This is a genomic window from Mesorhizobium sp. M0239, from assembly GCF_040321815.1.
Lineage (GTDB): Bacteria > Pseudomonadota > Alphaproteobacteria > Rhizobiales > Rhizobiaceae > Mesorhizobium.
In genome coordinates, this window is sequence record NZ_JAMYSG010000027.1 from 52,019 (window position 1) to 66,380 (window position 14,362).

Below are 14,362 nucleotides of genomic sequence, written 5' to 3' on the forward strand. Positions count from 1 at the left end.
TGTAGGGCATCGAAGGAGTACGGGGCGAGGGCAAATCGATATTACCTGTACGAGAGGCAAATCCATGTCGATGACGAAATCCGAGGTCTGCGTGATCATCGCGGCAAAAAACGCCGCAGCGACAATCGCCGTCGCCATCGCATCCGCGTTGCGCGAACCGGAAGTGGCGGAGGTCGTCGTTGTCGATGATGCCTCCACCGACCACACCGCCGATGTCGCACGATCCGCCGATGATGGCAGCGGGCGGCTCTCCGTGATGCGCCTCGATGTCAATCGCGGCCCCTCCTTTGCCCGCAACGCAGCCATCGCCGGCTCGAAATCGCCGTTCATCAGCATTCTTGATGCCGACGATTTCTTCCTCGAAGGCCGGTTTCGCAACCTGTTTGCCGGCGCCGATTGGGATTTCGCAGCCGACAACATCATGCTGATCAGGGATGATGCGACGGGCGACGCGACGAAAATCGTCGCGCCGCAATTTGCCGCCGATCCGGAATTCCTCGATTTCGAGCGCTTCGTCGAAGGCAACATCTCCAGGCGCCGCGTGCAGAGGGGCGAACTGGGCTTTTTGAAGCCGGTGATCAGCCGTGCCTTCCTCGACCGCCACGGGTTGAGCTACGACGAGAGCCTGCGGCTGGGCGAGGACTATGAACTCTACGCCCGCGCGGTCGCATGCGGGGCACGGTTCAAGGTCATTCGCTCCTGCGGCTACGGCGCCGTCGTCCGCGCCGATTCTCTGAGCGGCCGCCACAAGACCCAGGACCTGAAGCGTTTGGCCGATGCGGATCTGGCGCTGCTGGCGATAGACAGTCTGCCAGAAGGCTCGAAGGCGGTGCTAAGGCGGCATGAACGGCACGTGCGCGACAAATATCGGCTGCGCAATTTCCTTGACGTCAAGGCTGAGCGGGGGTTGGCATCGGCTGCGGCTTACGCTTTCGCCAGCCTGTCCAACCTCGTCCCCATCGTCCAGGGCGTGGCTTCCGACAAGCTCGAGGCGCTGTTTCGTCGCGTCGGCCTTATGTCCAGCCAAAAACATGTCCCGCCGCGGCGTTTTCTGATGGCCGGAACCAGCATGGGCAAGGAACGCTGAGAGCGGACCCCGGTGCTTGCAATTTGTCCTCGCGGCACGTCATCACGGAAACCATTTCGGCCGGATTTATGAGTTTACGAATTGGGTGGTTGCCTCGCGGCTCCGACGATGGCAGTCTATGTTGCGGTGCAGCATAGTGGACGACCAGCCGAACTGGCCCCCGATCGGATTGGTCTGATGTCTCTCCGGAGCAGGACAACGCAACACGAGTTTTTGAGCCCCGGCTGCGGGGATCGGCCAGAAGCCCGGCCCACAAGCCGGCGATGACAGGAACCTGAGTCCATGGCCTCGATATTCGGTTTCAGATCAAGGGATCCGGCCCGCGACCGGCAGGCCGATGTTTCACGTCTTGATCGTCTGGCAAAGCTGTTCGAGCAGATTGCGGCCGAGATCGAGGCCGAGAGAACCGGGCTTGAGAATCGCTACCGGACAACGTCGACCAACGCCGCCTTCCTGGTCGAAGCCATGGAAAACGGCTCAGCTTCCGACAAGCGGTCTTCGGAAGTCAGCGCACTGACACAGTCGATCCTGAATTGCGAACGCCGCATCGCGGCGCTGTCGCGCCAGGACGGCATGATGAAAGAGCTCCGTCATTCGCTGGATATGGTCTTCGACGAGAATGCCGATTCGGCCACCTCGGCGGAATTCGCCTGGCCGGCAGGTGCAGGCAGAGGTTGAACGTGAAGGCTCGGAACTGTTGCAACAGATTTGATGCAGGGCGGGAAGCAATCGAGAGGGTCACAAGGGAGGTCAAGGTTGGCCCGTTCAGGAGCGGTTCGAACGTCGACTTTGGGTTGGGGACACACAGCGCAAAGGTGAGTTTGGTATGAATTCGAATCCGAAACCTACGACAGCAATTGACGCACCGTCTCTCTCATATCGGGCCGGGCAAGCCGCCCGGCGGCGGCTGGGGTCGCTCGGTGCGTTGCTGCTGGCTGCTCTTGGCGCTTTCGTGGCAACCCCTTCCTACGCCCAGGACATTCCGACATCGCCGTCCTTCGTCGATGATTTCAAAAGCTTCGATCGTGCGCGCTGGTATGTTTCCGACGGCTGGAACAACGGCAGCCATCAGAATTGCACCTGGTCGAAAGGCATGGTCGGACTGTCGAATAATGTGCTGTCGCTCGGCTTCGAAAAGCAGACGTTGAAGGATCGCGACTACGTCTGCGGCGAGATCCAGACCAAGCAGCGCTTCGGCTACGGCACCTATGAGGCACGGCTGAAGACCGATACCGGCTCCGGCCTCAACGCGGCGTTCTTCACCTATATCGGTCCCAGCGACAAGCAGCCCTGGGACGAGATCGACTTCGAGGTCCTGACCAAGGACACCTCCAAGGTGCAGGTCAATGCCTATATCGCGGGCAAGGGCAAGAACGAGAAGCTCGTCGACGTGCCGGGCGGCACGGAGAACGCCTTCAACGACTACGCCTTCGTCTGGCAGAAGGACAGCTTGCGATGGTACGTCAACGGCCAGCTGGTGAACACGATTACCGACCCGGCGAAGCTGCCCAGCCATGCACAGAAGATATTCTTCAGTTTTTGGGGCAGCGATACGATGAAGGGTTGGATGGGAGCGTTCGCGGATCCGGGCCGCAAGCTTTCCCTGCAGATCGAGCGGGTTGCCTTCACGGCGCTCGGCGAACCCTGTCAATTTCCGGAATCGCTGGCATGCAGTGTAAAGTAGTTGGGAAAGTCGATTTGAACCGGCGGGACCGAAAACGGTCCGCTGCCTTGCATGGGAATGAAACCGAATGAATTTGACGGTGTTTGGAATTGGCTATGTCGGCCTCGTGCAGGCTGCGGTCCTTGCCGAAGTCGGGCACCAGGTCGTGTGCGTCGACATCGACGCCGCCAAGGTCGAGCGGCTCAACCAGGGCCTGGTTCCCATTTTCGAACCCGGTTTGGAAAACCTCGTTAAGGAAAACCATGCTGCCGGCCGCATCAAGTTCACCACCGATGCCGCCGCCGCGGTCAGGCATGGCGAGATCCAGATGATCGCGGTCGGCACGCCGCCGGGCGAGGACGGCTCGGCCGACCTCAAATATGTGCTGGCCGTCGCCGAGACCATCGGCCGCGAAATGGACAAACCCAAGATCGTCGTCGGCAAGTCTACGGTGCCGGTCGGCACCTGCGAAAAGGTGAAAGCTAGGATCGCCGACACGTTGAAGAAAAGAGGCCGCGAGGACCTGGCTTTCGATGTCGCTTCGAATCCCGAGTTCCTCAAGGAGGGGTCCGCGGTCGCCGACTGCATGAAGCCGGACCGCATCATCGTCGGCACCGACAGCGAGGACACCGAGGCTGTGATGCGCGAACTCTACGCGCCGTTCAACCGCAACCACGAGAAGATGATCGTGATGGACGTGCGCAGCGCCGAATTCACCAAATATGCCGCCAACTGCATGCTGGCGACCAAGATCAGCTTCATGAACGAGATGGCCAATTTGGCCGAACAGCTCGGCGCCGACATCGAGGAGGTCCGCAAGGGCATCGGCAGCGATCCCCGCATCGGCTACCATTTCATCTATCCGGGTCTGGGTTATGGCGGCTCGTGCTTCCCCAAGGACGTGCGGGCGCTGATCAAGACCGCCGAAGGCGTCAAGTTCGACGCCAAGCTGCTGCGCGCCGTCGAGGAGCGCAACAACGCACAGAAATCGGTTCTCTTCGACAAGGTGGACCGCTATTTCAAGGGCAACCTCAAAGGCAAGACCTTTGCGCTCTGGGGCTTGGCCTTCAAGCCCAACACCGACGACATGCGTGAGGCGCCGGCGCGCGTCCTGATGGAAGCGCTCTGGAAGGCCGGCGCCAATGTGCAGGCTTATGATCCCGAGGCGATGCAGGAATGCCAGGCCATCTACGGACTGCGCGACGACCTGCTTCTGTGCGGCACCAAGGAGGCGGCGCTGCGCGGCGCCGATGCGCTGCTGATCGCCACGGAATGGAAGAGCTTCCGTGCGCCCTCCTTCGATGCGGTGAAGGATGCGCTGATTACGCCGGTCATCTTCGACGGCCGCAACCTCTATGACCCCAAGGTCATCGCCCGCCACGGCATCGAATATCACTCGATCGGCAGAATGGCGGCATGAGACCAGGTCCTGGCAGACGGATGCAAGACCGGTCCGCACATGGCCTGCGGGCGCTGGGACTGAGCGCGTATTTCTGTGTGGAGTTGTAGCCGATGGTGCTGGACGTAAAGCCGGGGCAAATCACCAAGGACCATTTCGATCTCGTTGCGATCGGCTCCGGCTTCGGTTCGGCCTTCTTCCTGCATGAGTTCGCCAAGCGCCGAAAGGCGCGCATTCTGGTGCTGGAGTGGGGACGCCACAACACCCATGAATGGCAGCTCGAGCAGAACGTCAACACCGACATCGAAGACGAGACGACCTACAAGACCAATTCCAACAAGCCGTGGAACTACACGATCGGACTGGGTGGCGGGACGAACTGCTGGTTCGCGCAGACGCCAAGATTTCATCCCAATGATTTCCGGCTGAAAAGCACCTACGGCATCGGCAATGACTGGCCGATCAGCTATGACGACGTCGAGCCGTTCTATTGCGACGCGGAAGACATCATGTCGATCTCCGGCGATCCCGACATGGCGGCGATGCTGCCCCGCTCGAAGCCGTTTCCGCAACCGCCGCATCGCATGTCGACACCGGACAGGATGATGAAGGCGGCGCAGCCCGGCCAGCACTTCGTCATGCCAACCGCGCGGGCGCGGCTGCCGACATCGCAACGCACCTCATGCTGTGCCAATCTGCGTTGCTGGCTGTGTCCGGTCGACGCCAAATTCACCGTCAACAACGGCTTGATGCACGTCTTCGAGCATCCCGACGTTTCGGTCTGCCTCGGTGCGGAAGTGCGCCGGCTCGATCACGTCGGCGGCGCTGTCCGTTCGGTCACGTTCAGCCATGACGGCAAGGAATACCAGGTCAGCGGCGATCTCTTCATTCTCGGCGCCAATGCCATCCAGAGCGCGGCGATCATGCTGCGATCCGGCCTGGGCGGCGAATTCGTCGGCAGCGGCCTGCATGAATCCTACGGCTGGAATTTCGAGGTCTATCTAGACGGCGTCGACAATTTCGACGGCAGCACCATCACAACAGGCCTGAATTTCGGTCTCTATGATGGTCCTCACCGATCGGAGCATGCGGCGGCATTGGTCTATTTCGAGAACCGGTGGCAGCATGGGATGCGTGCCGAAAAAGGGCGGCTACGCCAGGCGCTGCCGCTTGTCGTGGTCACCGAGGACTTGCTCGATCCCGAGAACTTCGTCACGCTTGACGAGGATGAGAATGCCTTCGTCAGCTTCAAGGCGCCATCGGACTATGCGGTGAAGGGCATGGCGCGCGCTCTGGAGAAATTGCCGGGCCTTCTGGCGCCGCTGCCGGTCGAAAAGCTCTTCGATCGCGGCATCCGGCCGAGCGAATCGCACGTCCAGGGCACGCTGAGGATGGGTACGGGCCCAGCTGATTCGGTCATCGACAGCGGCATGATCCACCACCAGCTCAGAAATCTGGTCGTCGTCGGCACCAGCACCTATCCGAGCTGCTCCTGCGCCAACCCGAGCCTGACCGCGGCAGCGCTGTCCTTGCGGGCGGCGAGCCGGATCGCGTGAAAGGAGGTATCGCATGATCGAGATTTCCAGACGCTCGGCCCTGGCCGTCATGGCTGGCGGAGTGGTTTCGACAGGGGTCGCCTACGCCGCCGTTTCCTCGTTCTCGGACGAGGATCTGGTGCGCGTCACGCTGGAAAAATACCTTGGCAAGTTGAACATCCGCATCGAGCATCTGCAGCAGTTCGTGCTGGCGTTCCGCGACAGGAATCCATGGAACTTTCCGAGCGAAAAACTGAGTGACGCCGTCACCTTGGTGGAGGAGCTCAAACTGGGGGCCGCGCGCCGCTTGCTGCCCCAGCGGAAGCGGGAAGATCTGCTGCATTTCGACCGCTGGGTCGTCGCCGAATTCCATATGCTGACGGACTACGCCTGGCGCAGTTCGCCCAACGACCCGATCCGATTTACCGGCTGGCAATCCTGTACCAATCCCTTCGCCAATCTGGAGCCGCCGAAACTTGCCTGACGTCGAAAAGAGAGGCGGCGGACTTTGCCTGTTGTCTCCGAGCAAGGAATACGAGATGCGACAAGGAGCCCGATCATGAAAGTTCTCTTTGCAGGCGGCAACGGCTACCCGCCTGAGTTCAGCGGCGGCGTTCAGTCGAGCACGCATCATCTGGCCGAACAGCTGATCGAGCACGGTCATGAAGCCGCTGTGCTCGCCGCCCTGTTCGGTGATGGTGTCTTCGGCTTCAAGGCGCGCGCCAAGATGAAGCTGTTGCGGCAGCCGGCGGTTGTCGACAGCTATCCCGGCTATCCGGTGGTGCGGGCCTGGTTTCCCTGGGAAGCGGCGGGCTATGCCGTCGACAGGCTGAAACCCGATGTCGCCGTGGTCCAGTGTCACAAATCGGTTCCGATCGGCAAGGCGCTGCAGGCGGAGGGCGTGCCTCTGGTCGTTTATCTCCGCAATGTCGAGTTCCATGAATTGGGCGGCGATCTGCGCGAATTGCATTCAGCGCTTTACATCGCCAATTCGGACTTCACCGCACGTACCTACAGACAGGAGTTCGGCATCGAGGCGGTGGTAATCCCGCCCACCATCAACCCGGCGCACTACTCGACGCCAACGACGGGCCAGTTCGTCACGCTGATCAACCCTTATGAGGAAAAGGGGTTTGAACTTGCGGTGCGGATCGCCGGCGCCTGCCGCGAAATCCCATTCCTGTTCGTCGAAAGCTGGAAGCTCGACGACGATCACCGGGCGCGGATCGAACAGACGATCGCTCCCTTGGGCAATGTCGTCCTGGAGAGCCGCACCAGCGACATGAAGACGGTCTATGGCCGCACGAAGATCCTGCTTGCTCCCAGCAAGTGGGAAGAGGCGTGGGGCCGCGTCGCTTCGGAGGCCCATTGCAGCGGAATCCCGGTTGTCGGCTCGCGGCGCGGCGGTCTGCCCGAGGCTGTCGGCTCCGGTGGCGTGGTGCTGGATTACGATGCTCCGCTGGCCGATTGGGTCGCGGCCGTCAGGCGGCTGTGGAACGACAACCAGGAATATGACCGGCTTTCAAGCCTCGCCCGCAGCTTCGCCGGGCGCCCGGAACTCGATCCCGATCGCCAGTTCATCACCTTCTTCTCGATACTGGACAGGGCCATGCAGCAGCGCGCGCGGCAGGCGGCCTAGAGGAGTTCGCCATGTCACGGAAACGGCGAACTCCTCTAACTCTTTGTTTTGACGCGATTCCCAAGGGAAAGCGCTACGCGCTTTTCCCGGGAAAACCGTTCACACTTTTCCTGGAATTGCCCTAACGGCGCCGCCTGAGCAGGTCAGGCCGGGCGTTTGACCCGGCTTTTCAGCGTCTCGTAGCCGCGAGCGCCAAGCAGGGCGCGGGCAATGGTCTTGGCGGCGCTCTTGCGGCCCTCTTGCGACTTGATCTGCCGCAGCCTTGCCGGCAGGTTCCTGGCCGCCTGACCAAGTGCCGGCAGCGACAGCGTGTTGGGAAAGCTGACCATATGCGTTTCGACGCACAGCACCGGCTTGCCTGACAGCTCGGTGATCCTCAGCGCCTGTTCGTGCTCGCTCTCGATGAACAGGATGGCATCGGACTTGCGGTAGAAGTCGGCCTTGAAACTGCCATGCGCGCCGAGCCGCTGCCGTTCCGCCTTGCTCGGCAGATCGAGCATGATCAACTGGTCGTATTTGATCTCATGCTTGGCGAGCCATGCCTCGGTGAGCGCGCGGTATTTCTCCAGCCGGCTGGTGACCAGCCAGCCGATCCTGTGGGTCGCGACATGGAGCGGCCGCGCTTCGCTGAGGAATTTCTCATAGGCCGGGCCGTCGTCATTTTCCGCCTCTGTCGGATCGAGGCACAGCACGCCGTCAATATCGACGCAGCATTGCGCCAGGAATTTATGATGCATGAAGTTCCACTGGAACATGCGCGGATGCGGCACGACTTCGAAGACGAGGTCGGTTTCCTGGTGCTGGGGCTCAAGGCCGAACACGGCGGCAAAGGTGAACTCCGCCTCGATGCCCGAAGCCTGGATGCGGGCGCGTGCGTCGCGCATGGCGTTGCCGCCGGCGACGCTGTCGTCGATCACCAGCACCTTGCGCATCTCGGAAACCTTGCGGTCGAGAGCGGCACGGCGCTTGGTGACGCCAGACGTATAGATCCGACCTGCCAGGAAGCTGTCGAGATCGGTCATCGGGATGTTCGCGGCAAGGCTGACCAGCGTCGCTGCCAAAACGCCGCTTCTCGGCACACCGACCACCAGGTCGATGTCGCGCGGCAGCCGGTGCAGGCCCCTGACGATGGCGTCGTTCATATCGGAGATCGATCGGTAGTGCATGGTTCAGACCTGGTCCTGGAGGAGATGTCCGTAGCAGTCGAAGACGCCCAAATTATTGCGCTTCGCGCGCCGCCGCCGCAGGCAGCCTTGCCGGCAGCATCTTGAGGGCCTCGCGCAAGGCTTCGCGGCCGGAGGCGAATGCCAGTGCGATGACGACGGTAATGAGGTAGGCGAGCACGGCGCCGCTGGCCAGGGCGACGACATGCTGCTGGGGCAGCAGGGGCTTGATGAACCAGATCGCGGCCAGCGCCAGATGGGCGCCAAGCACGAACGGCGTTGCCGCGCGAAGCACATGGTGCGCCTGCAGCGGCCCGCTCTTGCCGACATAAAGCCACAAGAACGGCGTCCGCAGATATTCGCTGATCGCATAGGCGATCGCCACGCCCAGCGCGCCATAGGGCAGGCCGAGCATGAAAGCCAGCACCGACGTCACGGCCGTTATGATGCCCCAGCGCATGAAATCGCCGGAGCGACCCTGGCTGACGAAAAGCCACCCGGCCGGATTGTTGAGCGGCTGCAGCAGCCCGGCAAAGCCGAGCGCCAGGAAAATCGAGGCGCTTGCGCGCCATTGCTCGCCGAGCACGAAGGGGATCAGCACATCCGACATCGCGGTGGCGAAGGCGACGCCGGGAAGCGCCACCAGCAGGATCAGCGGCATGACGCGCAGATAGGCGCTGCGGTAGCGATCCGGCTCGTCCTTAAGCCTGGAAAGCGCCGGAACCATCACCTTCGACAAGGGGTTGGTAATCTGGCTCAGCGGAAACAGAAGCAGCTTGTAGGCGCGGTCATAGAGGCCGAGTTGCGCCTCGCCCCAATATTTGCCGATCAGCACATTGTCGAGGTTGCGGGCAAAGAAATTGGCGAAGTTGAAGCCGGTGATGCCGGCGCCGAAATTGATCAGCTCGCCGATGCCGGCGACCTTGCGCGGCAGGCCCGGACGCCAGCGCGAGCTCGCCCAATAGCAGAGCGTCGGCAACACGGCACCGGTCAGCGTACCGGCAAACAGGGCCCAATAGGAGCGATCGATAAAGGTCCAGGCGATCGACACCGCAAGCCCGGCAATGGCGCTGGCGACGTCGATGACGGCCAGCCGGCCGAACTGCATGCGGCGTGTCAAGAGCGCCAGATGCTGGGCGCCCAGCCCATAGGCCATGATCTGCAGCCCGAACGCAGCCACCAGGCCCGTCACGCGCGGCTCGCCGTAGAAGGCAGCAACCAGCGGCGCCGCACCCGCAAGCACGCAAGCCAGGATAGCGCTGACGGCGACATTGATCCAGAAGAGGTAGTTCACCTCCTCATGCCGGATGCCTGATTTCTGGATCGTCGCCTGGGTCAGGCCGAAATCCTGGAACAGGGCGATAAAGGCAAGCACCGGCGCGCACATCGCCACGACACCGAAATCCTGTGGCGACAATAACCGCGACAGCACGATGACGGACAGGATCTGTGTCGCGACCCGCACCGATTGCGCCATGGCCGTGACAACCGCGCCGCGCCCAACCGACTTGCGCAAGGAGCCTTCTGGCGGATCGAATGCATTGGCTTCCAAATTCAGGATTCCTGATTTTTTACGTGGATTTCCGAGCCCGAAATCCACGACCGCCGCCGACCACAAACTACGGCAATAATTTTGCAGTGCAACAGAAAACGTCGATGCGTGCAGCAAAAATGTTGCGATGCAGCAAGAGCTGTACTAGCATTCCCTCGGGTGGGCCAACAGCGGTCGAGTTTTTATGCTGCATGTCTTGTACCTTGTGCACGACGTTTCCGACCCGGCGGTGCGCCGGCGGATCACGATGCTCAGGGCAGGTGGGGCCCAGGTCACTTTGGCCGGCTTCCGTCGCACCGCGAATCCGATTGCGGATATCGAGGGACTGCGGCCGATCGACCTCGGCGCGACGCGTGACGGGCGATTCGGCCAACGCCTCGCGGCCGTCGCCAAAGCAGCCGTTTCGATAGGCTCGAAGCTTGGCGGCATGCCAAAACCGGATCTCATCATCGCGCGCAACCTGGAAATGCTGGCGCTTGCCCGCCGCGCCAGGTCAGCCTTCGGTGCATCGGTCCCGATCGTATACGAGTGCCTCGACATTCATCGGCTTGTGCTGCGCAACGATGTCCTGGGCAAGGCGCTGCGCGCCACCGAACGCTTTCTGGCCAGGGATGTGAAGCTGCTGGTGACCAGTTCTCCTGCCTTTATCGCCAATTATTTCAAGCCGTTCGGCCAGGTCGCGGCACCCATCGAGCTGGTCGAAAACAAATATTTCGAGGCCGCGACGATCTTGCCCGGCGCTCCGGAGGCTGAAGAGAGCCCGGCCGGTCCGCCATGGCGGATCGGCTGGTTCGGTGCGCTGCGCTGCCGCCGCTCGCTCGAGCTGCTGGCCGATTTCTCCCGCCGCATGGAGGGCCGCTTTGAAATCGTGCTGCGCGGACGTCCGGCTTTGTCGGAATTCCCTGACTTTCACGGCTTTGTCGAAGCCGAGCCGTGGCTGTCGTTTCTCGGGCCCTACCGCAATCCGGAAGACATGGCGGCGATCTACAACGATGTCCATTTTTCCTGGGCGATCGATTTCTTCGAAGCGGGGCAGAACTCCGAATGGCTTCTGCCCAACCGGCTCTACGAAGGCTGCCGTTTCGGAGCGGTGCCGATCTCGATGGGCAACACCGAGACCGGGCGGTTCCTTAAACAGCAGGATATCGGCGTGCTGTTGCCGCAGGCGTCGCCCGAAGCGCTCGAAGCCGTGCTCGGCAAGATGGAAGAGCATCGCTTCGCCAGGCTGAAAGGGCGTGTTCTGGCACGCAATCCGAGGACCTGGAGCTACGATCGCAGCGATTGCCGGGCGCTTGTCGAGCGGCTGCGCAGCCTGACGGCCGTGCCCGGCTCCTTTGCCGCCGAGGCATTGGCATAGGATGGCCAAGGATGGACAGAGGCAAGATGGACAGAGGTTGATGACGCCGACGGAAAAACCCTCATCCAGCCTGATCGTTATCCCGTGCCTGAACGAAGCCGCCCATATCGGTGCGCTGCTCGATCAATTGCGGCCCGCGGCCGCCCGGCTTGGCGCCCGGATCATCGTCGCCGACGGCGGCAGCACCGACGGCACGCTTTCCATCGTCGAGGACGTGATTGCCAAGGACCCGCGGGTCATCCTGCTCCACAACAAGCGGCGCATCCAGAGCGCGGCGATCAATCTCGCCGTCGGTACCTTCGGCGATGGTGCCGACTATCTCATCCGCATCGATGCGCATGGCGGTTATCCCGACGATTATTGCGACCGGCTGGTCGAGGAAGCCCTGGCTACATCAGCGGATTCGGTCGTCGTTTCGATGCTGACCAGCGGCAGCGGTGCCGTGCAGAAGGCGGCCGCCGCGGCGCAGAACTCCAAGCTCGGCACCGGCGGCTCGAAGCATCGGCATCTTTCGCAGGGACAGTGGATCGATCACGGCCATCATGCACTGATGCGGATATCGGCGTTCGGCGCCGTCGGCGGCTACGACGAAGCGTTCAGCCATAACGAGGACGCCGAGCTCGATTACCGCCTGCGCAAGGCCGGCTACAAGATCTGGATGAGCGGCAAGACGCAGATGGTCTACTATCCGCGCGCCTCGCTCTCAGGCCTCTATTTCCAGTATCTCGGCTACGGTCGCGGGCGTGCCAAGAATGTGCTGAAGCATCGCGTCATCCCGAAGGTAAGGCAGATGGTGCCGCTGCTGGTGTTCCCGGTGGTGCTGCTGGCGGCCTTCTCCTGCGTGCACTGGCTGGCGGCGGTGCCGCTGCTGCTGTGGGCGTCGGTGTGCCTGGGCTACGGACTGGTGACGGCTATCCGCCAGCGCAAGGCTGACGTTGCGCTGGCCGGTGTCTCGGCCATGGTCATGCATCTTGGCTGGTCGGTTGGCTTCTGGCTGCAGCTTCTCGGCCTCGGCTCGCGACGCGGAGTGGCCTGATGGCAGTGTCGACAAAGAACCGCAGCATCGACATCGGCGTCTGCACGTTCCGCCGGCCGGAGCTGGCTGACACGCTGCGCTCGCTCGACGCCATGGAGATGCCGGCGGGATTCGATATCCGCATTATCGTCGCCGACAATGACGACACCCCGACGGCCCGTGACCTGGTGGCGGCGCTGTCGCGGGAATTGACGGTGCCGATCCACTATCGGCATGCCCCGGCGCGCAACATCTCGATCGCCCGCAATGCCTGCCTCGATGCGAGCACAGCGGATTTCGTCGCCTTCATCGATGACGACGAGACGGCCACGCATCAATGGCTCGCCGAACTGGTCGTGATGGCGCAGCAAAGCGGTGTCGCCGTCGTGCTCGGCCCGGTCAGGGCGCGCTATCGCCCAGATGCGCCGGACTGGATGCGGCGCGGCGATTTCCATTCGACCTTGCCCGTCTGGGTGCGCGGCGAGATCCGCACCGGCTACACCTGCAATGTTCTGCTGCGGATGGGCTCGGATAGCCTGCGCGGCCGCCGCTTCAGCCTGGCGCGTGGCCAGACCGGCGGCGAGGACACCGAATTCTTCGATCAGATGCACAAGGCGGGCGGCCGCATCGCGTTCTCGCCCGAGGCCTGGGTCGACGAAGTGGTGCCGCGCTCCAGGGCGGCATTCGACTGGCTCGGCCGCCGCCGCTTCCGCGTCGGCCAGACGCATGGCCATCTCCTGGGCAGCAGCGCCAGCGGCATCGGCCTGGTCAAGCAGGTCGGCCTGGCCTCGGCAAAGGCCATCTATTGCTTCGCCTCGGCACTTCCGGTCGTCGTCAGTCCGGTCCGCAGGAACCGCAGCGTGCTGCGCGGCATTATGCATGTCGGTGTCGTCAGCGGCCTCGTCGGCATCCGCGAAATCCGCCTCTATGGCCAGCCGTCGCCACAGGAGGGAGGCAAGCGTGCAGTCTGACGTCAGCTCTGTCCCCGATGTTTCCTTCGTCATTGCCGCCTACAACGCCGAGGCGACCCTTGATCGGGCGATTGCCAGCGCCATCGCCCAGAAGGGTGTCAGCGTCGAAATCATCGTCGTCGACGACAAGTCGCGCGATGCTACGCTCGACGTGGCGCGGGCCTATCCAGGGGATATCGTCCGTGTCGTCGCCCTGGCCAGCAACCGCGGCCCCGGCGGCGCCAGGAATGCCGGCCTCGACGCCGCCCGAGGCAGATGGATCGCGGTTCTCGATTCCGACGACGCGGTCTTTCCCGGCCGGCTCGCGGCCATGATCGCTCGTGCCGAAAGCGCGGATGCCCAGATCGCCGTCGACAATCTGCAGGTCGTTCGCGAAGATGGCGTCATCGAGGACGCGATGTTTCCGCGGCAGTATCTGGAAGGCTTGCGCGAGATTTCGCTGGCCACCTACATCGCCGGCAACGTTGTCTTCGAATCCAAGTTCAACCTCGGCTATCTCAAGCCGATCTTCCAGCGCGAGTTCCTGAACGAAAACCGGCTTCGCTACGACGAAAAGCTGAGGATCGGCGAAGACTACGTCCTATTTGCCGAAGCCCTGGCCAGGGGTGGCAAATGCGTGGTCGAGCCTGATATCGGCTATGCCTATCATATCCGCAGCGGCTCCATCTCGCGCGTGCTCGAGCTTCACCACGTCGAAGCGATGAGCCAGGCAGATGCCGAGTTCGCTCAAACCCATGCGATGGATGAGGCTGCGCAAGCCGCGTTTGCCCGGCGCGGCCGCAGCCTGCGCAAGGCGGCATCGTTTCTGTCACTGGTACAGCACATCAAGGCGCGGTCCCCGCTCAAGGCGATCCGGACAGCGCTCAGCGACCCGGCGGCGGTCAGGCATATGGGCATGCCGATCGCCGTGCGGTTGCGAAGAATGGCGGCACAATTTGCCGTTGGGGCGGGGAGGTGAAGATGCAGGCACATGGAGGGATT

General features: G+C 62.5%; 13 protein-coding genes. 11 read left to right on the forward strand and 2 right to left on the reverse strand.

The annotated features are described in order from the left end of the window. The first annotated feature begins 64 nt into the window (after positions 1-64). From NKI99_RS25400 to NKI99_RS25430, 7 genes are all read left to right on the forward strand, one after another. Positions 65-1,087, forward strand: a complete 1,023-nt coding sequence (locus NKI99_RS25400) for a glycosyltransferase family 2 protein (protein ID WP_023811589.1) — start codon at positions 65-67, stop codon at positions 1,085-1,087. 282 nt (positions 1,088-1,369) lie between these two features. Beyond that, complete coding sequence (locus tag NKI99_RS25405; protein ID WP_023811590.1) at positions 1,370-1,765, forward strand: single stranded DNA-binding domain-containing protein; 396 nt, start codon at positions 1,370-1,372, stop codon at positions 1,763-1,765. 148 nt (positions 1,766-1,913) lie between these two features. Then, positions 1,914-2,771, forward strand: a complete 858-nt coding sequence (gene exoK, locus NKI99_RS25410; protein ID WP_127289886.1) for an endo-1,3-1,4-beta-glycanase ExoK — start codon at positions 1,914-1,916, stop codon at positions 2,769-2,771. A gap of 67 nt (positions 2,772-2,838) precedes the next feature. After that, positions 2,839-4,170 (forward strand): UDP-glucose dehydrogenase family protein, encoded by a 1,332-nt coding sequence (locus tag NKI99_RS25415; RefSeq protein ID WP_127267657.1) that lies wholly within the window; start codon positions 2,839-2,841, stop codon positions 4,168-4,170. 92 nt (positions 4,171-4,262) lie between these two features. Continuing rightward, positions 4,263-5,705, forward strand: a complete 1,443-nt coding sequence (locus NKI99_RS25420; RefSeq protein WP_352612494.1) for a GMC oxidoreductase — start codon at positions 4,263-4,265, stop codon at positions 5,703-5,705. A 13-nt stretch (positions 5,706-5,718) separates the two neighbouring features. Continuing rightward, positions 5,719-6,168, forward strand: a complete 450-nt coding sequence (locus tag NKI99_RS25425; protein ID WP_023811594.1) for a hypothetical protein — start codon at positions 5,719-5,721, stop codon at positions 6,166-6,168. Between the two features lie 75 nt (positions 6,169-6,243). Then, the gene (locus NKI99_RS25430) at positions 6,244-7,323 is read left to right on the forward strand and encodes a glycosyltransferase (RefSeq protein ID WP_023811595.1); all 1,080 of its coding nucleotides are present in this window, start codon (positions 6,244-6,246) and stop codon (positions 7,321-7,323) included. Between the two features lie 143 nt (positions 7,324-7,466). On the opposite strand, the gene NKI99_RS25435 is transcribed toward NKI99_RS25430, so the two are convergent. Beyond that, positions 7,467-8,489 (reverse strand): phosphoribosyltransferase family protein, encoded by a 1,023-nt coding sequence (locus tag NKI99_RS25435; protein ID WP_023811596.1) that lies wholly within the window; start codon positions 8,487-8,489, stop codon positions 7,467-7,469. Between the two features lie 52 nt (positions 8,490-8,541). Beyond that, positions 8,542-10,038, reverse strand: a complete 1,497-nt coding sequence (locus NKI99_RS25440; RefSeq protein WP_352612495.1) for a lipopolysaccharide biosynthesis protein — start codon at positions 10,036-10,038, stop codon at positions 8,542-8,544. Between the two features lie 184 nt (positions 10,039-10,222). On the opposite strand from NKI99_RS25440, the gene NKI99_RS25445 reads away from it, so the two are divergent. From NKI99_RS25445 to NKI99_RS25460, 4 genes are read left to right on the forward strand one after another with little or no spacing between them, the layout of a single operon-like run. After that, a complete protein-coding gene (locus tag NKI99_RS25445) occupies positions 10,223-11,395 on the forward strand; it encodes a glycosyltransferase (RefSeq protein WP_352551141.1) in 1,173 nt (390 codons plus the stop codon). 40 nt (positions 11,396-11,435) lie between these two features. Then, positions 11,436-12,431 carry a glycosyltransferase family 2 protein gene (locus tag NKI99_RS25450; RefSeq protein WP_128302867.1) on the forward strand — a complete coding sequence of 332 codons (996 nt, stop codon included), beginning with the start codon at positions 11,436-11,438 and terminating at the stop codon, positions 12,429-12,431. Next, positions 12,431-13,381, forward strand: a complete 951-nt coding sequence (locus NKI99_RS25455; protein WP_128302868.1) for a glycosyltransferase family 2 protein — start codon at positions 12,431-12,433, stop codon at positions 13,379-13,381. The genes NKI99_RS25450 and NKI99_RS25455 overlap by 1 nt, the downstream gene beginning before the upstream one ends. After that, positions 13,371-14,339, forward strand: coding sequence for a glycosyltransferase family 2 protein (locus tag NKI99_RS25460; protein ID WP_128302869.1), 969 nt, complete (start codon positions 13,371-13,373; stop codon positions 14,337-14,339). Before NKI99_RS25455 ends, NKI99_RS25460 begins: the two co-directional genes overlap by 11 nt. The last annotated feature ends 23 nt before the right edge of the window (positions 14,340-14,362 follow it).